Annotated in this window: 15 protein-coding genes; 4 read left to right on the forward strand and 11 right to left on the reverse strand. The window is 45.8% G+C overall.

Going from position 1 to position 20,392, the window contains the following annotated elements:
* The first annotated feature begins 431 nt into the window (after positions 1 to 431).
* Both DVO77_RS16545 and ilvN read left to right on the forward strand, forming a co-directional pair.
* On the forward strand, positions 432 to 2,153 hold the full coding sequence (locus DVO77_RS16545; RefSeq protein WP_119979077.1) for an acetolactate synthase 3 large subunit: 1,722 nt from the start codon (positions 432 to 434) through the stop codon (positions 2,151 to 2,153).
* Positions 2,153 to 2,647 carry an acetolactate synthase small subunit gene (gene ilvN / locus DVO77_RS16550; protein ID WP_119979078.1) on the forward strand — a complete coding sequence of 165 codons (495 nt, stop codon included), beginning with the start codon at positions 2,153 to 2,155 and terminating at the stop codon, positions 2,645 to 2,647. Before DVO77_RS16545 ends, ilvN begins: the two co-directional genes overlap by 1 nt.
* Before the next feature lie 160 nt (positions 2,648 to 2,807).
* On the opposite strand, the gene DVO77_RS16555 is transcribed toward ilvN, so the two are convergent.
* A complete protein-coding gene (locus DVO77_RS16555; protein WP_110458892.1) occupies positions 2,808 to 3,248 on the reverse strand; it encodes an excinuclease in 441 nt (146 codons plus the stop codon).
* Positions 3,249 to 3,610: 362 nt separating this feature from the next.
* On the opposite strand from DVO77_RS16555, the gene DVO77_RS16560 reads away from it, so the two are divergent.
* The gene (locus DVO77_RS16560) at positions 3,611 to 4,549 is read left to right on the forward strand and encodes a LysR family transcriptional regulator (protein ID WP_119979079.1); all 939 of its coding nucleotides are present in this window, start codon (positions 3,611 to 3,613) and stop codon (positions 4,547 to 4,549) included.
* A gap of 224 nt (positions 4,550 to 4,773) precedes the next feature.
* On the opposite strand, the gene DVO77_RS16565 is transcribed toward DVO77_RS16560, so the two are convergent.
* On the reverse strand, positions 4,774 to 6,762 hold the full coding sequence (locus DVO77_RS16565) for a DNA topoisomerase III (protein WP_119979080.1): 1,989 nt from the start codon (positions 6,760 to 6,762) through the stop codon (positions 4,774 to 4,776).
* A 178-nt stretch (positions 6,763 to 6,940) separates the two neighbouring features.
* On the opposite strand from DVO77_RS16565, the gene DVO77_RS16570 reads away from it, so the two are divergent.
* A complete protein-coding gene (locus DVO77_RS16570) occupies positions 6,941 to 7,204 on the forward strand; it encodes a hypothetical protein (RefSeq protein ID WP_110458889.1) in 264 nt (87 codons plus the stop codon).
* Between the two features lie 219 nt (positions 7,205 to 7,423).
* Here DVO77_RS16570 and DVO77_RS16575 read toward each other — a convergent pair whose 3' ends face one another.
* The 9 genes from DVO77_RS16575 to DVO77_RS16615 form a co-directional block, all read right to left on the reverse strand.
* A complete protein-coding gene (locus DVO77_RS16575; protein ID WP_119979081.1) occupies positions 7,424 to 9,541 on the reverse strand; it encodes a methyl-accepting chemotaxis protein in 2,118 nt (705 codons plus the stop codon).
* Positions 9,542 to 9,726: 185 nt separating this feature from the next.
* On the reverse strand, positions 9,727 to 11,241 hold the full coding sequence (gene purF / locus DVO77_RS16580; RefSeq protein ID WP_119979082.1) for an amidophosphoribosyltransferase: 1,515 nt from the start codon (positions 11,239 to 11,241) through the stop codon (positions 9,727 to 9,729).
* Between the two features lie 91 nt (positions 11,242 to 11,332).
* On the reverse strand, positions 11,333 to 11,821 hold the full coding sequence (locus tag DVO77_RS16585; protein ID WP_110458886.1) for a CvpA family protein: 489 nt from the start codon (positions 11,819 to 11,821) through the stop codon (positions 11,333 to 11,335).
* A gap of 293 nt (positions 11,822 to 12,114) precedes the next feature.
* The gene (locus DVO77_RS16590) at positions 12,115 to 12,711 is read right to left on the reverse strand and encodes an SPOR domain-containing protein (RefSeq protein WP_119979083.1); all 597 of its coding nucleotides are present in this window, start codon (positions 12,709 to 12,711) and stop codon (positions 12,115 to 12,117) included.
* Between the two features lie 6 nt (positions 12,712 to 12,717).
* Positions 12,718 to 13,977 (reverse strand): bifunctional tetrahydrofolate synthase/dihydrofolate synthase, encoded by a 1,260-nt coding sequence (gene folC / locus DVO77_RS16595; RefSeq protein WP_110458884.1) that lies wholly within the window; start codon positions 13,975 to 13,977, stop codon positions 12,718 to 12,720.
* A 106-nt stretch (positions 13,978 to 14,083) separates the two neighbouring features.
* Positions 14,084 to 14,869 carry a tRNA pseudouridine(38-40) synthase TruA gene (gene truA / locus DVO77_RS16600; RefSeq protein WP_110458883.1) on the reverse strand — a complete coding sequence of 262 codons (786 nt, stop codon included), beginning with the start codon at positions 14,867 to 14,869 and terminating at the stop codon, positions 14,084 to 14,086.
* Positions 14,870 to 15,117: 248 nt separating this feature from the next.
* Positions 15,118 to 17,928: a FimV/HubP family polar landmark protein gene (locus DVO77_RS16605; protein ID WP_119979084.1), complete on the reverse strand. Its 2,811-nt coding sequence runs from the start codon at positions 17,926 to 17,928 to the stop codon at positions 15,118 to 15,120.
* Between the two features lie 190 nt (positions 17,929 to 18,118).
* Positions 18,119 to 19,135, reverse strand: a complete 1,017-nt coding sequence (locus tag DVO77_RS16610; RefSeq protein ID WP_119979085.1) for an aspartate-semialdehyde dehydrogenase — start codon at positions 19,133 to 19,135, stop codon at positions 18,119 to 18,121.
* A gap of 2 nt (positions 19,136 to 19,137) precedes the next feature.
* Complete coding sequence (locus tag DVO77_RS16615) at positions 19,138 to 20,268, reverse strand: 4-phosphoerythronate dehydrogenase (RefSeq protein WP_119979086.1); 1,131 nt, start codon at positions 20,266 to 20,268, stop codon at positions 19,138 to 19,140.
* Positions 20,269 to 20,392 lie beyond the last annotated feature (124 nt).

Here is a 20,392-nt window from a genome sequence, read left to right on the forward strand (position 1 = left end):
GTTGCCTATGAGCCTAGGGCATCATAGGCGCTAAGCCCTAAACCCTAAACCCTAAACCCTAAACCCTAAACCCTAAACCCTAAAATTATAGGCTCAAAAGCGTCCTCTAAAAACCACAAACCCAAAACTTTATTCCAATCTAGGGTCAACGGCAGCATTCACCGCTGCCGCCAGCGAAACCAAATAGCAACAATCTACCTGATTTATTTTCATCTACTTAAAATATTTAAATAAAACGCTTGATTTAACAGCACTATTTTATATGATGAAATTCTGCTCAATCATGGCAGTCACTCAAGCTAACAAGCTAACACATTGATGTACGGGTGATTAACGAGTTTGAAGTACCCTTTAAACTTATCATTTCAAGCGATTACCGTCGCTGTAGCAAGATACTGCATACCGTAGCGGTAACTATTGAGGGATCAATAATGGAGAAGTTATCCGGCGCCAGCATGATCGTCCGTTCACTTATCGACGAAGGCGTTAAACACATTTTCGGCTACCCTGGTGGCTCTGTTCTCGACATCTATGATGCTTTGCATCAACAATCTGGTATCGAACATATCCTTGTTAGGCACGAACAAGCCGCCGTGCATATGGCAGATGGCTACGCACGCGCAACAGGCGATGTGGGAGTGGTGCTAGTGACCTCCGGCCCAGGAGCGACCAATGCCATCACAGGTATTGCCACCGCTTACATGGACTCTATTCCATTGGTAGTGTTGTCAGGACAAGTGCCCAGTAACCTTATCGGTAATGATGCCTTTCAAGAGTGCGACATGATTGGTATTTCACGACCTGTGGTAAAACACAGTTTCTTAGTGACCGATGCTAAAGATATTCCAGAGATCATCAAAAAAGCCTTTTACATTGCCGCGACAGGCCGTCCAGGCCCCGTCGTCGTCGACATCCCCAAAGATTGCTTGAACCCACAGATATTGCATGACTATCAATATCCGCAAGAGATCAATATGCGATCCTACAATCCGACGACCTCGGGCCACAAAGGCCAAATTCGTCGTGGTTTACAAGCACTGCTATCGGCTAAGAAACCTGTGCTTTATGTTGGCGGCGGCGCCGTTACCGCTGGCTGCGATCAGCAAATTCTAACCCTATCTGAAAAGCTGGGGATCCCAGTGGTAAGTACCCTAATGGGACTCGGTGCTTTTCCTGGCACTCACGACAACAGTGTCGGCATGCTCGGTATGCATGGTTGCTATGAAGCAAATATGACCATGCATCATTCAGATTTAATCTTCGGCATTGGAGTGCGATTTGATGATCGCACCACTAACGCAGTTGAAAAATATTGCCCTAATGCCACGATTTTACACATCGATATCGATCCGTCCTCGATTTCTAAGACAGTACATGTTGACATCCCCATCGTCGGTTCGGCAGACAGTGTACTGGATAATATGCTAGCGCGTCTGGCAGAAGACAGTCAGCTTGATAACGATAAAGCCGCAATTGACCAGTGGTGGAGCCAAATCAATCAATGGCGCTCACGGGATAGCTTAGCGTATGACAAAACCAGTGATCGAATTAAACCTCAGCAAGTGATTGAAACCCTACATAAGTTAACTAATGGTGATGCCTACGTAACCTCTGATGTGGGTCAACACCAGATGTTTGCCGCGCTTTATTATCCCTTTAATAAACCACGTCGTTGGATAAACTCTGGCGGCTTGGGCACCATGGGGTTTGGTTTGCCGGCGGCGATGGGCGTTAAAATGGCGATGCCCAATGAGACAGTGATCTGCGTGACAGGTGATGGATCGATACAGATGAACATTCAAGAGCTATCCACCGCCTTGCAATACGATACGCCGGTCAAAATCATCAACTTAAACAATCGTTTTCTTGGCATGGTTAAGCAGTGGCAAGATATGATCTACTCCGGTCGTCACTCTCACTCCTATATGGATTCGGTACCCAATTTTGCCAAAATTGCCGAAGCCTACGGCCATGTGGGCATGACCATTAGCGATCCGGCAGAGCTGGAGGCTGGCCTAGAAAAAGCGCTGGCGATGAAAGATAAACTGGTCTTTGTTGATATTAGTGTCGATGAAACTGAGCATGTTTACCCTATGCTTATTCGCGGCGGAGCGATGAATGAAATGTGGTTAAGCAAAACGGAGAAAAGCTAATGCGTCGTATTATTTCTGTGTTACTTGAAAACCAACCCGGCGCATTATCTCGTGTGGTCGGCTTGTTCTCCCAGCGCGGCTACAATATTGAGAGTTTAACCGTTGCACCGACTGATGATGTGACCCTATCGCGTTTAAACATCACAGTAGTGGCCGACGCAGCAGTGTTAGAACAGATAGAAAAACAGCTGCATAAACTTATCGACATCTTAAAGGTCGCTAATATCACCGAGACCAGCCATATCGAACGCGAACTGGCGTTAGTGAAAGTTAAAGCCAAAGGCGCTGGGCGCGCCGAAGTGAAGCGCACTGCCGATATTTTTCGGGGTCAGATAGTCGATGTCACCGCTGAGCTTTACACCATTCAGATGACCGGCACCACAGAAAAACTTGACGCTTTTATCAGTGCTCTGGGCGAGGTTACCAAAGTGATTGAAGTCTCTCGCTCTGGTGTAGTGGGGTTATGTCGCGGCGAAAAGTCGATGCGTGCGTAGCACATTGCCCACAAAGCAAGCCATAAAAACGCCAGCAGAGTATTGCTGGCGTTTTGTATATAACAGATTTTGCGACACGCAAAAGATGATCAAATATCAATCCTAGATAATACGATTTTTGCTCAGCAATAAATCAGATCCATGATATTAATATAGATACTTAATCGGTTAACTTAACCACTTCACCCGTTAGCGCCACGCCAGCAATCAAAGCACCGGCACCACATTGAAATGTGGTTTCGCTTGAGGTCAGATTATTCTTGTAATTGGATTTAATCTTGACGACGGCGTTACCGCCGCGTTCAACGGCACTCTTTTTAAGCGCGATCATTGCAGAGAGAAATACCCATTCACAGGCTTCATTATCTGACTTATTAAAGGCATTCGTTTTTTTGTTTGTTCTAAGATCACCCAATTTTTGTATTGGCTCAGCATAAGCTTGTTCGCCAAAGTAAAATTGCACATCGCTGCCTAGCTTGGCTTTCGCCGTTTCAGAGCTTAGTACTTTTGAAATAGAATAAGCACCAATATCATCCCTGGCAAAGGTAAGCGATGAGAAAAGCGTGAGGAAAGATAGACCTAGAATAACGATTTTTTTCATACTGACAACTTCCATTTTATGTCATATGACCATAGTAAAGGTCATAACAATTTGATCCAGTAAAGCCAGATCCTCCTATGGGCAGACAAGCTAATTAACAAGCCGCCCGCTTGTTACGGTTATGCTTTATGTTTGAGCTGCGGATATTGCGGATATAAAGTACGCTATAGCCCGACTCACCACACCATAAAAACCGATGGGTATAATACATATCTCAAGCCTTTTGGTAAATTCCATTTGTTAAGCGCAGCCTACAGAGCAGGTATTTAACAGATCGCCAGGTTTATTGCCTATATCGAAAGTCAGCAAAAATCGATATTATTCTTAACGTACTGACATCAAACGCTATTAGGAGCGGGGCATTGAAGCAATTTGATTTTAATTTACTTACGGTACTTGAGGTATTACTCGAGGAGCAAAGTGTCACCTCTGCTGCAGAGCGTCTCTATCTAAGTCAGTCCGCGGTGAGCAAACAACTCAATAAACTGAGGGAGTCTTTCGATGATCAGCTCTTTGAGCGCACCGCGCACGGCTTACGCCCAACGCCCAAGGCAAAACAATTGGGACCTGAAATTCGTCAAATATTAAATCAAGTAGAGCAATTAACTCGACCAAGCCATTTTGAGCCATCAAATAGTCGCCGTCGTTTTCGCATCGAGCTAGTAGAGACCGCCTATTCATTAACTTACCCATATTTTATGCCGCAATTACTCAAGCAAGCCCCCAATATCACGGTCGATAGCCATACATGGAACAGTGAAAGCATGGACCGATTATTGCGTTGTGATAATGATTTAGGCATAGCGTGCCGTGAATGGGATGACCGCTCTCAGTTACACATTAAAAACTTACCCGCCTCCTTAAATTATGCCGAACTAACCCGAGATCACTCGGTCTGCCTCGTCCGTGAAGGCCATCCACTACTCGATGAAGAGTGGAATATAGAGACATTCTTAAAATATCGGCACCTGCAAGTCACGTTTGGCGGGATCGCCCATTGGTTACTCGATGATGTATTACAAATAAAACACCTAAAGCGCGATATTGCCGTTAATCTTACGGATTTTCATTGCGCAATGCAGCTATGTGAGCAAAGTGACCTCATTCTGTGTTCACCTGCCAAATATGCAAAAGAGATGCTACGCCATTTCAAGTTGATCACTCTTCCCGTTCCAACTGAATTAGTCCCTGGCACCTATGTGTTGTTATGGCACAAGCATTTTGACCTCGATCCCAGTCATCGCTGGTTACGAGAGATAATTATTGCCTCTACTCAAACCGCATATCGCCAACAGCTATGATATAGGCCATTTACTCATAAAGCATATTGCGAGATAAGTGGCACTATAAAACAATAGGCTTGCATCGATTGCCGACACTCATATCGAGACGGCAAAGCATTTAGGTGTACATGCAGTAACGGCGGATTTAAGCCCCTCATCATAAGCTAATTAAAAATAACCATACCAGCAAGTTTAGCTTGTTAGATTGAGATCCCCCTTCTGCAACCTAGATGGATAATGGGTCACTTAGCCTTGGTACGACTACTGCGCCCATTTGATTTTTTCCCGGCAAAGGTACTGGCTTTAGCTGAACTTGCCTTACCACGGCGCTTGATAAATTGGCCACTCGGGGCTTTAACCCCTTGCAGTGATGTGGGCAATTGAGCACCAGCTTGGGCAATTAACTGCTCGAGCGAGTCAATTAATGGCGTCATAAAACTCTGATACTTTGCCTCTTTACGACAAATGGCATCGAGATGACTTTCCCATAAGGCCGTCATATCGGGCGTTGTGGCTGAGGCGGGTAAACTGTTTATCAAGCCTTTGCCTACCTCGGTTGCGACAATCGATTTACCCTGGCGTTGTAAAAAGCCGCGTTTAAACAGCAACTCAATAATGCCTGCGCGAGTCGCCTCTGTGCCCAAGCCATCGGTATCTTTTAAAATTTTACGGATCTCAGGGTCGGTCACATAGCGGTTAATACCTGTCATCGCCGCCAGTAAGGTTGCATCCGAAAACGCTTTCGGGGCTTGGGTATTTTTCTCGACTAGCTCCGCCAGCCCCGAATGCAAGGTTTGCCCCTTAATCAAAGGTGGCAACTGCTGCAACGTATCGGCCTCATCCTGCGCTGCCGATTTGCTTGTCGATGTAGCGGGAAACAACTGTTTCCAACCAAGGGCACGGTCTTGCTTGGCTTTGGTGGTGAAGCGTCCCTTAACTATGTCCACTTCAACCTGAGTTTCATGGTACAGATAAGGTGGATAAAACTGGGCTAAATATTGCCTAGCCACATGCAGATAAATTTGTTGCTCCGCCTGATTCAAACTGCCTAAGTTTGCGCGTTTTTCTGTTGGAATAATCGCATGGTGTGCATCGACCTTGCTGTCATTCCACGCCTTCGATTTTATTTTTGGATCGGGCGATTCAATGCCTTGGACTAACTCAGGTGCGCCGCCAATGATGGCTTTAATCACTCCGGGCGCCAACACCAACTGCTCTTTAGGTAAATAGCGACTGTCTGAACGCGGATAAGTGATCAGCTTGTGACGCTCATACAGCGACTGGCAAGTATCGAGCACCGCCTTTGCGCTCATACCAAAGCGTTTAGCCGCATCAATTTGAAGTGATGACAAGCTGTAAGGAAGCGGCTGATGTTGCTGTTTATCTTTACTGTTAAGCCTTGTAACTACAGCAGTTTGATGGCTTATACGGCTGATCACATTTTGGGCTAAGCCTTTAGATAACACACGCCCTTCATCATCCATGTAGGGCAAGCAGGCTTCACTGGGTTGCCATTTAGCTTTAAAGCTCTGATCTTTGTCTGTGGTTAAATTAGCCAATACCTCATAAAAAGGTTTGCTGACAAATTGCGCTATTTCTGCATCACGGCGAACCACTAACCCTAGCAGTGGTGTTTGTACTCGACCAACCGATAACACGCCTTGATAGCCCACTTTGCGCCCTTGTAGGGTATAAGCTCGCGTCATGTTCATACCATAAAGCCAATCGGCACGTGAACGCGCTAATGCTGAAGTCGATAGCGGAATAAACTCGCGATTACTGCGTAACTGACCTAAGGCACGTTTAACCGCTTGCGGATTAAGGTCGCTCACTAATAATCGCATGGTCTGGTTAAGCTTATCGCCTTTGACCCCAAGATGCGCTATCACCTCATCCACCAGCAACTGCCCTTCACGGTCTGGGTCTCCGGCGTTAACTAACTGAGATGCTTGCTTTACCAGGCCGCGCAGCACGGTTAATTGACTGCATGTCTTCGGCTTAGGTTTCATCTTCCATTGAGTAGGAATAATAGGTAAGTGTTCAAATTTCCATGATTTATATGCACTGTCATAGGTATCAGGCTCCGCTTGCTCAAGCAGATGGCCGATACACCAAGAGACACAATCCCCATTAGCGGCGGTAATGAAACCGTCGCCCTTTTTAAGCGGTTTGGGTAATACATCAGCAATGGCTCTGCCAAGGCTGGGTTTCTCGGCGATATATAAAATCATAGTACTCAGATAATCAGGGCTAACAACTGTATAAATTAACAGTAACTTTAACTCAGCTTACCTTATGCTGCAAACCTAAAACGCCGCTTTATTACTGCGGCCATCAAGATTGTAAATTTAATTGAGAATAGTTCTCACTTGGAGCTAGTATGGTGTACTTTCTTTGGGGGGCCTGATTATGAATACCAACACTATTACTCAATACCGATTAGACCAAGTACTTATCTACCAATTCCTCTTGGTAGCAGCATTACTGTTATTAGCCGCTCCGCTAGCGACAAAAACGTCAGGATTAGGGATGTTATGGATGTTTAGTCTACAGATCATACTGACCAGCATAGCCACCCTAGCGGCTATCATTATCAAACAACCTATTAACCGTATCTCGGTCACTGTTCTGTTTGGTATATGGTTACTGGTTTGGATTACACATTTGATGTGATAGCGATTAAGTACACTAAAAATAGCCAGCAGCTTGCAACAACTAGCTGTTAGTTATTATGAAAAGGCAGTACTGCGAGGTATATTGCACTTACAAATGACGTTGTTCAAATGGCGTTAATGGTGCCATGAGCCATACAATCGTTAACGGTTAGGTCTCAAGAATGGGCGGCCAAATTACAATATCACTTGGCCGCCAAACTGAACAACTCAACCCTCGTTAGGTTTTAAGCTTACCTAATTGTTGATGTTGCTGCGCCACCAACTCTGCTAGGCTAACGCTACTTTGTTGGGCTTCATCGGCAAGACGAGCCAATTCGGCTGCGGAGTCAGAAATACCTGTGATGTTACGATTAACCTCTTCAGTCACCGCGCTTTGTTCTTCTGCGGCGGTAGCAATATGAGTCACTTGGCTCGAGACCTCTTCAATTTGCCCCACTATGGTATTGAGCGAGGATAAAGCAGACTCGGTTTGCTCTACGGCACGCTGTGCTCCCTCAACACCTTGATCGATAATATGCGAGGCACTGTTTACTTCTTTCTGAAGCGAATCGATTAATTTACCAATTTCATCGGTTGAAGTTTGAGTTTTCGACGCCAACGCCCGCACTTCATCAGCCACCACAGCAAAACCTCGGCCCTGCTCGCCTGCTCGCGCCGCCTCAATGGCCGCGTTCAATGCCAGCAGATTAGTTTGCTCGGCAATGGCACTGATCACTTCCAAAATCTTACTGATATTGGTACTACTTTCGGCCACCTTACTTACCGCGTCCTTCGCTAATAGCGACTCATGAGACATAGTCGTCACGTAATTCATCGCTTGGCTGAGACTGTCTTCACCGGCTTTCACGTTGGCACTCATCGCCTCTGTTTCCATCGCCGTTTGCTCTGAGGCTTTAGCCACTTCTAATGCGGTGGCGCTCATTTCATTTACCGCAGTGACGACACTTTCGATTTCGCTGTATTGACGATTAACACTCTCACGCGTCTGCTGCGCAATATTGGCAGTGGTTTGACTCTCTGCTTGTGAGCGTTCAGCCAACACTTTCATTTCGCCAATGAGTATACGTAACTTAGTAATGAAGCTATTGATACCGCCACCAAGGGCTATCAATTCGGCGTGGGACTCTACATTGATGGTTTGAGTTAAATCACCTTCGGCACTGGCTAGGTTTTCGACCCGGCTTTGGATAACTTTTAATGGCGCAATAATATTGCGAATAACAAGGCTTATGGTCACCACGGCAATCACTGACACAATACTACCAATTATCAACAATAAGCTGCCAAGTGACGAGGCCATTTCTGTCATCGCGGTATCCATTGCGATGGCTTCTTTAAAGGCATCTTGTTTGGCCACTTCAATTAATAATGACCATTGTGCGTCAGCGAGCGGAATGTTAACGGGATAGGCGACCACAATATTATCCCCTACATCTAAATAACCACCGTTACGATGTAAAGATTGATACTGTTTGGCTAGTGCGCTATCGATAGATTCTGCTAATGGACGCGCTTTTTTATTGTAATGACTAGCAGCTACCACTAACCCCTTGCCGCTGAGCAGTGTCACCTTAGCATTGCCCTTGTACAGTGTTTGCGACAACTCATCGATCATTGTTTGGAAAATGGGTAAGTTAACATCTGCTCCCACGACCCCTTTAAACTGATTATTGATCACCACAGGTACGATTAGCGATGTCATTAACTCGTTCTGACCAGGAGTTATCTCATAGAGGTAAGGCTCCATTAGGCAGGGTTTTTTAGTATCTCTTGCACATAGGTACCATTCGGCTTCTCTGAGGCCAAATTCATTTAACGTGTCGATATATTTTTCATCGGCGTCGGTGACGGCTGAATGTTCAATGCTGCCGCTATTGGTGCGGGTATAATAGATTTCCATGCTGCCAGCGTTGGGCACACTATGGCTAGCACCAGCAAAGTATTCGCTGTCTTTAGTATCGTAGCCATTGGGTTCAAATTGAGCATACAAAGAGGACAATTGACGACTTTTTACCAAAGAGCCCTTAATTGTCATTTCAACACTATCGCGGCTTAATGGGGTAAGTAAGGATGTTTGCTCTAACATGCCAGATAATGAATAAGGCACCCGGTAAGCCTCATTGATAAAAGCGGCCACCCGCTCTCCATATTCTCCAGCTCTTGCTGTCAGTTTAAAACGCGTTTCTTTTTGAATCGACTCCTGAACCTGATCGGCTAATACAGCATTTTTATCACTCAATGACCACCAGAGGCTCAATGATAGAATCGCTACAATTATTAAAAACAGTGCTGAGGTGATCCACAATAATTTGGTACTTATGGATAATTGCTTCATTCAGAGCTCCTAGGAAAAAGCATGTACATCATTAAATAAGGGCATAGGCTACCGATTAAAAATAGCACTATTGTTGTAAATGATCATAAAGATCGGGAATTTACTCATCCAATGAGAAAAAACCGACTCACAAGGTAGTCGGTTTTAAATGGCACAGCTAAAGAGCATTATATGACTTGCTCATATTAAGGGTGACAAACATTATGCAGTTCGAGGTTTGTCCCTATATCTTTGATCCTATTTGCTTTTGCATCATCATTACGCAGTTGAGTCAGATGGTCTAAATAGGCTTGGTCGACATCATTGGTAATATAATGTCCATCAAAGACAGAGGTTTCGAAACGTGTGATATCAGGGTTTTGCTGACGCACAGCCGCAATCAAATCCTCGAGGTCTTGGAATATCATGCCATCGGCACCAATCAACTTAGTGATCTCTTCCACATCGCGGCCATGGGCAATCAGCTCACTGGTGGTTGGCATATCTATGCCATACACGTTTGGAAAACGTATTTCTGGGGCTGCTGATGCAAAATAAACTTTTTTCGCGCCCGCTTCACGAGCCATCTCGATGATCTGCTCAGAAGTGGTACCACGTACAATTGAATCGTCAACCAACAGTACATTTTTCCCTTCAAACTCGGCATTAATAGCGTTAAGTTTACGACGAACCGATTTTTTACGCTCTTGCTGACCAGGCATAATAAAGGTGCGGCCGATATAACGGTTTTTGACAAATCCCTGACGATAAGGCAGGTCTAAGTTACGTGCGATTTCAAGTGCGATATCGCATGACGTTTCAGGAATAGGGATCACTACATCAATGTCATGATCTTCCCACTGCTTCTTAATTTTTTCGCCAAGCATGGTGCCCATATTCACACGGCTGCCATAAACCGACACTTTATCTATAGTCGAATCAGGACGCGCAAAGTAAACATATTCAAAAATACAGGGAGAATAGCTCGGTGATGCCGCGCATTGACGCGTATATAATTGACCATCGAGCGAGATATAAATGGCTTCACCGGGGGCAACATCTCGCACCGTTTCAAAGCCAACGGCATCGAGTGCGACACTCTCAGAGGCAACCATATATTCGGTGCCCTGCTCCGTTTCATGCTTACCTAGCACTAATGGCCTGATGCCGAAAGGATCTCTAAAAGCCACTAAACCTTGACCAATAATCATCGCTGCTACCGCATAAGCCCCGCGCGTCAACTGATGAACTTTGGTGATTGCTTGGAACACTTCATCGGCAGTAAGAAATTGGCTTTGGGTCGTTTGCAGCTCATCGGCCAGTAGATTGAGTAGAACTTCAGAATCTGAGGTGGTATTGACGTGACGGCGTTGCTTAAGCAAGCGTTCTTGTAACTCTAATGTATTGGTTAAATTACCATTATGAGCTAGAGAGATACCAAATGGAGAGTTAACATAAAACGGCTGTGCTTCTGAGGCACTCGAGCTACCTGCGGTAGGGTAACGAACATGCCCTATCCCTGCATTGCCTTGTAGACGTTGCATATGCTTGGGCTCAAAAACGTCTTTTACCAGACCGTTTGCTTTACGCAATCTAAATGCATGTCCATCAACAGTCACAATGCCGGCCGCATCTTGGCCACGATGTTGTAATACAGTTAACGCATCATAGATTGTCTGATTAACCGGTGTTCGGCCAACTATTCCGACGATACCACACATGGGTCGTTTTCCTCATTGTAAGATGTTCTAATCGTTATTATTGTCGAGCCCTGATCACATTGAATCACTGTGTCAGGTCACATATGCATTATTATATTTTGGGTACAAAGCTTGAGGTGTTTTCCACATAGTCAAAAAACCATTGGATAACCACGCCAAATTCGGGGACCAGTTGTGAACTGCGCCACCAATCGGTATTGGGTGCTCCGGTAAAAGCATCCATAAAAAACAGCAGCGCGCTAACAATTAAGGCGCCTCTTAACGCACCAAAACAGAGTCCTAATACCCTATCGGTACCGGATAAGCCCGTTTTGGCCACCAATTGGCCAATGATATAATTAACAAGCGCGCCAAGAATTAAAGTCGAAATGAACAAGATAGCGATTGCAATACCGTTGCGGACTATCTCATCTTGTATTTGTGTGAGGTAAACGGCGAGGTCGGCATAAAACTGACTCGCGACGAAAAACGCTGCAAACCATACCACGAGTGACATAGCTTCTTTAACAAAACCACGGATAAGACTGATAACAGTCGATAATCCGATAACAGCAATAATGGCGTAATCGATCCAAACCATTGAATTAGGTGATCCAGCATTAGCATTAAGACGGCGCGATCTTACCAGAGACTGAAGACATTCTCACCCCCTAGCCTCATTTAAAAGCAATTAAGTTTATCCTGAATAAAAGACACTGAATTCACAAAAAAGTGACAAGGCTGTGTAGCCGCAAACCTAAGCCCGTGACATATACAAAAACGCCGTCACATTAAGATGACGGCGTTTTATAAGTTGATTAACCGGGGCTATAAAAGACTTTACTTGACAATAAAATGCTGAAAAATATAGGGATAAATACTGCCCTAGTCGCCTTACTCCACAGGGTTATAGCTCACCACAGCAGATTTAAGTTCCGTCAATTTATCCAACTCTTTTTGCAAGCGTTGCAACTTAGCTTTAGAGATGTCGGGGCCGACAAACACTTTCGTCAGTTCACCATCGACCGGCTTTTGCGGCAAGGTATAGGCTCTAAACCCTTTGTCTCTTAAACGTTTAACCAGCGCATTTACATTCGCCGCGTTTTTAAAGCTACCTAATTGCAAGGTATATGCGCCACTTGGCACGCTTTGCTCAACTTTTACTGGCTTAGGTGGTTTGGCCTGAGGTTCTGTAGCCGTAACGTTAGATGGAGTCGTATCGATGGGGGGAACCTCGGGTTCTGCAGCGCTAAATTGGGCAGCCTCATCGGTTAAATCAATAGCCTCAAAGTCCGATGATGTGTCGAGGTTAGCTTCAACAGCTGGTCGCAGTGGGATCTCACTAAATTGCTCTTCTTGCTGCTGTTTTTTTCCATCTAGAATATCGGGCAGAAAAATGACGCCCAGCGCTACCAGCACAATCACCCCAACCAGACGATTTTGAAACTGACTAGATAAGATTTTTTGTTTAACTTCTATTTCTTCGTCCACGTTGCTTTACCCAAGGTGTAAATGTTTAAACTCTGCCACAGTGTAAAAGGAGCCAAACACAATTACCACATCATCATCGCAGATATTAGCGTTGAGTGCTTTGTATGCTTGCTCAATTGATTCAAATGGATAGCCTTCACTCTCTGGCGATAAACAAGCCATTAACTGACTCGCCTTAGCACTACGCGGGCAATCTAAATCGGTAAAATACCACACATCAATCACTTCACTAAGGCTTGCAATAACCGCTTGGCAATCTTTATCTTTAAGCATGCCGCACAGGGCAACAATGCGCTTATCGCGATAAACCTCAAGTCTTTGCGCTAAATACCTCGCCGCATGGGGATTGTGCGCCACATCGAGCAATGTGATGGGAGCGTCACGAAATAACTCTAAGCGTCCGGTTAAACGCGCTTGTTGCAATCCGCTACATAGATGCGATTTATCTATCGTTGGTAATAGTTGCTCGACCACGGCCAGTGCGGTAGCGGCATTGGGTAATGGCAGCTGCACTGGCGGTAGGTTATCAAGTTGCCATTGCACGCCGCTGAAATGCCAGCCCTTATCGTCTTGATGATAATTAAAATCCTCACCGACGCGTATAAGCTGAGCGCCCATTCGGCTTGCGACCTCAATCACTGATGTGGGTAAATCAGCATCGCCCACCACCAATGGCCGCCCCGCTCGGCAGATACCGGCTTTTTCACGCCCAACCAGCTCACGGGTATCACCGAGGTACTCTTGATGATCGATATCGATTGAGGTGATAACGCTAATATCAGCATCAATAATGTTGGTTGCATCTAAGCGTCCGCCGAGCCCAACTTCAAGCAGCACCAGATCCAGCGCCGATTGTTTAAACAGATATAAACCTGCTAGCGTGGCATATTCAAAAAAGGTCAGCGAAATATCGCCTCTAGCACTATCGATAGCGCAAAAGGCATCAATCAAATCACGATCGCTAACGTCGACGCCAGCAATGCGCACTCGCTCGTTATATTTCAGCATGTGGGGCGAACTATACACGCCCACTTTCCATCCTGCCGCCGCCATCATCTGCTCAATCATCACGCACGTGGTGCCTTTGCCATTAGTACCGGCAACGGTCACGACTTTGGTATCACCTAACTGCGTTAAGCCCATGGCCTTAGCCACTTGCGACACGCGGCCTAATCCCATGTCGATTTCTGTCGGATGAATAGACAATAAGTGTGCTAGCCAAGACTCAAGGCTCGATTGCTGATTAGGTAACGCGATAGATGACATACAAGACTCTTACTGATTATTAAAAGATAAAGCGTCGTAATAACTTATGCGCCGCAAATCACATGGATAAACCACCATCACGATAGCCACGACGCAGCCAAAATACTTAATCGAGCATAAACAATGGCCCAAGTGCTAATTGAGGCAACTGATATGATTCAGGGTACGTCACATCGACTAAATACAAACCATTGGGTTTAGCGGTTGCCGCCGCTTGAGTACGATCTTTTAGCGCTAACAAGCCTTGAATCCAACCTATGGGTTGACGCCCGTACCCCACCTCAAGCAATGATCCGACAATATTACGCACCATATGATGTAAAAATGCGTTGGCTTTAATATCGACACAAATATACATACCTTGGCGGGTCACATTGACTTCATGCACGCAGCGAAATGGGGTATTAGACTGGCATTGTATCGCCCTGAAACTGGTAAAATCTTGCTCGCCTAACAAGCTCTGCGCCGCTTGATGCATCTTATGTTCATCGATATCGCCTGGGTAATGACTCACGCCAGCACGCAAGATCCCAGGACGAAGCTGATGATTATAAATCATATAACGATATCGGCGCGCGGTTGCGCTAAAACGGGCATGAAACTCATCATCAACCTCTTGAGCCCAGCGCACGGCAATATCATCAGGCAAGTTAACGTTGACGCCCAAGGTCCAAGCACTGAGTTTACGGCTAGCATTGGTGTCAAAATGCACCACTTGCCCAGTGGCATGCACCCCGGCATCGGTACGGCCGGCACATTGAATCGCTATTGGCTCATTGGCAACGATTGAGAGTGCTCGTTCAAGTTGAGCCTGTACCGAATCAACTTCGGCTTGACGCTGCCAGCCAAAATAGCGACTGCCATCGTATTCGATACCTAATGCTACGCGCATGAAATACCAATCCTTATTTCAATTAAAATTGTGCTAGGCGCGCGATTCTAGCATACCGTGCTAACGAACTGGACAAATAACTCAAGCCGAACGAGTCAAGTATGGTGTCCTAGGCTAAAAACCTCCCTCTCTTTTCTGGACTTCACTAATAATGCCCATGTACTGGCATAAAAAAACGGCGCTAGCGCCGTTTTTTTATTAGCGTGTTGGCATGACAGCAACACGCGAGTGGTGGGGTTACTAACGCTTTAAAGATCGCTTAACAGATGTTTTGCTTCGCTTTGTTGGCGCTCATTACCATCAAGTTGAACCTCTTTGAGTAATGCCTTCGCGCTGTCCATATCATCTATCTCAATATAGGCACGGGCTAAGTCAAGTTTGGCATTAACCGAGTTTTCCTCATCATCGACATCGACCATGGTGGTAGTTCCCATCAAATCATCGAGTTCGCCCATATCGACATTTAACTCTTTGTATTGATCTATCTCGCTATGTTCTTCATCCGCTTCATTTAACAGCCTATCAATATCGATAAAGCCATTGTCTTGTTGGAATGCCGTCAGATCATGCTCAGCAACCGCTTGTGCTGGCTTACGTTGGCGCTCTTGTGCATCTAACGCCGCTAATGCTTCGTCAACGGTGAGGTTATCATCATCTTCTAGGGTTAATGACAATTCATCATCTGGTTTATCAGCTGCCTCATTATCCGCTTGGGCATCAACCTCTTGCTGCTCGGTGGCATTGTCCCATTCGAGAATGTTACCGGCAGAACGCTTATTGCCTTTTAAATCGTCAAAAAATCCCTGCTCATTTTTAACTTGACTCTCTTTGTTATCAACCGACTCGAGATCGGCAAGCAGATCATCGAGCGACACATCATCACTTGGGAGATCGAGCGCAATATCTGCATCTTCGTCAGCGCTATGAGTCGGTGTTTGCTCAATTGCAAATGATTCAAACTCTAACGGTGCTGCGGTGCTACCACGCTTAAGTGGTGCATTAGTATCATTAGCGTCTGCCTCAACATCGTCTGCCGCGTCATTGTCACTATTGGCTGCACGACCAAAACCAGCAAGTAAGGCATCAAGATCTTCTTCCTGGGTGTCGCTGAGATCGTCTTCCGCTAGCTCCGCAGCGATTTGCTCGGCAATATCTTGTTCATCAGCCTCAAAAGCGACGTCTTCGATTAAGCTATCATTAGCTAACTCTTCAGCAACCAATGCAGCCGCGTTGGCTTCGTCACTGTCAGCGGTCTCTTGCTTGTCGGCATCGACTTGCTGCTCTGCCTCGAATGCCACCTCTTCGATTAAGCTGTCACTGGCTAAGGTTGCCGCGGCTAGCGCTTGTGCCGCCATTTCTGCGGTTTTAGCTTCATCACGGCCCGCCTCCCGAGCCTCTTGGATGACGGTATCATCTTGCTCAACTGAGTTGAAATTGACCTCTTCAATTAAGGCTTCTTCAGTTTTAGGGGCTACAGGCGCATCAAATTCCGCTAATAAACTGTCTAAGTCGGCTTCTTCGAAACTATCATCTTCGGCGTCTTGTTCCAATTCTTGAGCAATCTGTTGCGATAGATCTTCATTATCATCTTGCGCTTCACTTATTTCTGAAGCATCGAATTCAGCCAGTAATGCATCGAGATCTGCTTCGGTGTCGGTTGAAGACGCTATATCGGTTGTAGACTCTGTTTCATTGGCAACAGGTTCAGTGCTGTCCATATCGGCTAACAAGGAATCTAGATCGTCTTGCTCTATGACGCCGTTATAAGTTTCTTCTTCCTGTTCACCCATAGCTTCAGCCCAAAGATCATCCAGTGATTGCCCCTCATCCTCTTGGGGTTCGCTTGGCGAGCTATCGGTATCAATAAACATCTCTGGGGCCATATCGAGATTTTCAGAGTCGTCGCTGAAATCGTTCTCAGGTTGTAATCCGTCGTTATCGACACTCATCAAAGATTCGAGCGTATCGACTTCATCGTCAAGATGCACAGCATCGGACTCATCCTCAGCTTCATCGCTCGGGGCAATACGTTGGGTTGCAGCTATCTCTGCAGCATTCTGAGGTGATGCCTCCTCGCCTGCTGGAGTGTTTGCATCACTCGCGTTTCGACGCTTTAATACCAGTGCCGCAATCAGCAGTAGTAATAATAATGCAGGAATGGCAGCTACAAGCCCGATATATAACGGGTTACTCATGATGGTACGCCAACTATCGCCCGTTTCAGCAACGGGTTCTGACAGCTCAGCAGCGGTTAATTCTTGGTTGAGTTGCGTGACTTGATTACTTAGATCTGCCTTTTGCTCTTTTTGGATAAGCAACGCTTCTTCTAATTCGGCGACTCTGGTTTCAAGTTGAGCAATTCGGTCTTGCAGTAGTTGATTATCATTGGCGGCAAGATTAAGTTTATCTTCTGCGCGAGCCAGTTCATCGGTTAATGATAAATTTTTTGCCTGTTGTGCTTCTAACTTTGCATTCAGAGGAGCCTGTTGCACTACATCAGCACTGCCCTTTGTGATTTGGTCTACTTGAGCCGCTGGCTTAACCGTTTCAGCCACGCTTGTAGGTGTGCTATCAGGTTGACTCACAGGCTTTGCTGCAACAACTGTTGGCGGCTGCGTAGCTGTAGGCCGAGGTGGCATTGACTGTGCTTTAGTTGCTTGTGACTTACTCTGTTGCCAACCAGCATCGTTAGTCTGCGCCAGTTGCTTTGCTAAGCTCTTAGGAATGGCCGCCATCACGGCTTTGGATGGGATCAGCAGGATCATGCCTTTTTCAAGGCTATTATAATTATTGTTGGCAAACGCATGGGGGTTTGCCTCATAAATAGCCGCCATCACTTGATATACGGTAACACTGTCATCGGGACGCGTTTTTTGTGCGATGCTCCAAAAGGTATCAGCAGACGTCGTTGGACCATACTGACGGATAACCTGACGTTGCTCGCCATCGGGACCGGTAATTTTGAGAGGTTCAGCCGCCGATAACAAGCCCGATGCAGTAGTGAGAATAACAAGAGCACTGGCAATGATGCCAGTGAGGTGCGATGTGCGAAGGTTCATCCATTCTTCCCTTTCAAGCTTTATAATACTGCAAATTGGCAGCATGCTTTAGGCAATTGTATTTATTGAGATTACTATAAACCAGAATTTCATGCCCTGCTACTCTTCACGATTTAAAAACAAGTAGCAACAGCAAAAAAGCCTGCATATTGCAGGCTTTTTAAAGTAAACCTTAGAAAAGGTCCATAAATTAATAATAATCCCTGATCAACACCTCGGCGATCTGCACACTATTGAGTGCTGCGCCTTTTCTGATATTGTCAGAAACTATCCACATATTAATGCCATTAGGATGCGAAATATCTTTGCGTACTCGGCCAACATACACAGGATCACTGCCAGCCGAATCAGTTACTGCCGTTGGGTAGTCATCATCAGACTCAAACAATTCAATACCTGGAGCATCGCGTAATACCGCTTTAACCTCGTCGGCATCCACCGCTTGTACCGTTTCCAAGTGCACAGCTTCTGAGTGTCCATAAAATACCGGTACTCGCACTGCGGTGGGGTTCACTTCAATTTGGGTATCGCCAAATATTTTTTGCGTCTCCCACACCATTTTCATCTCTTCTTTGGTGTAGCCATTTTCCATAAACACATCAATTTGTGGCAATACGTTAAAGGCTATCTGTTTAGGATACGCCTGTGGTTCAACAGGCAAACCTTGCAGTAACTTAGCACATTGGTTAGCTAACTCTTCAATCGCTTGCTTACCAGAACCCGACACGGATTGATACGTCGCAACATTAATACGTGAAATACCAAAGGCATCATAAATAGGCTTAAGTGCTACTAACATCTGAATGGTAGAACAGTTAGGGTTAGCGATTATATTGCGATTACGGAAATCGGCAATCGCCTGCGGATTAACCTCGGGGACCACTAACGGCACATCGATGTCATAGCGGAAATGTGAGGTGTTATCGATTACAACGCACCCTTGCTCGGCGGCGATAGGAGCCCACTTGGCAGAGACATCGCCACCAGCAGAGAAAAAGCCAATTTGCGCTTGTGACCAGTCGAAGGTATCAACATCTAAAATTTCGACCTGTTTACCGTGGAATGTTACCGTATCACCAGCGCTGCGGCTGCTGGCTAATGGGTACAAATTCGCGACGGGAAAGTTGCGTTCTTCGAGGATCTCAATCATTGTTTGACCCACGGCACCCGATGCACCTAATACGACTACGTTATATTCCTGCGACATAATTACAGACCGACTCCTGAAAAACCTAATTTGAGCACCCAATCTACATCAGAACCAGCATGATTGGCTAGCCTTAACGCACTAAATTCACGTCTATGTTTATGATTTTTTCTCATCAGGTCAAAGCCATTATGATTAAGGAAGCGATTGCGAAAAACTAGATCGTCATCACGTAGGTCATAAACCAGCCTAACTAGACTCAATAATGCGTTTTCATCGGGGACTGACGCTGGGTTTAATTGCTGACTCCACAAGGGGGGCAGCAGCTCATCCATCGACTTATGGGCAGTTAACCCTAAATGTGCCATTAACGCTTCATAAAGCATAAAAGTGCCGCGGGCCTTACCTTCGAGGCTGTAACCTGCAATGTGCGGGGTAGCAATGTCAACATAAGGCACCAGCTCTGCCATTGGGTGGGGCTCACCCTCCCATACATCGAGCACCAATTTGAGATCATCACGCAGCTGTTTAATCGCGAACAATGCACGATTATCAATCACCTCACCACGGCAACAATTTAGTAACCAACAATCGGGGCGAAGACTGGCTAATCGCGCCTCATCAAACAGGTACCAAGTAGGATGCGCACCACTTTTGGTCAATGGCACATGTAATGAAATCACATCACAACGGGTAATTAGCTCATCTAAGGCGACAAAGTTACGTGGATCATCAGATGTGGCTAACAGTGGATCATGCAGTAGTACCTTGACGCCATACGCCTGCAGGCACTTTTGCAGCGCCGAGCCAGTATTACCAGCGCCAATAATGCCAACCGTCTTATTTTTTAACGGCTGTTCAAAACGTCTCGCCAGTTCAAGCATGGCAATAAAAGCATATTCCCCGACAGCAGTGGCATTGCACCCTGGCGCATTGGTATAACATATATTGCGTTCAGTTAAATAGACTTGATCGATATGATCCATACCAATGGTGGCGCTGCCAACAAATTGGAGTTGTGTATTCAGGGCTAACAACTGCCGATTAACTTGGGTCACGGAGCGTACCAGCAGCACATCGGCATCAATCACCTGCTCAGCCGTAAGCTTACGTCCATCAACACGCACCACCTCACCTACATCGGCAAACAAGGCTTCAACATAGGGCATGTTTTCATCGGCTAGGATTTTCATCGATATCTCATCTACTTATTAAACAGGTTAATGGAGAATGACTGTGATTAAACTCTCGCGTAAGTGGGTAGTCATAACAAAAAATCACATCATGGTTATTTTGCCTTAAAAACCAAAGACAAAA

Origin of the sequence: Shewanella algidipiscicola (assembly GCF_003605125.1) — a bacterium.
Classification (GTDB): domain Bacteria; phylum Pseudomonadota; class Gammaproteobacteria; order Enterobacterales; family Shewanellaceae; genus Shewanella; species Shewanella algidipiscicola.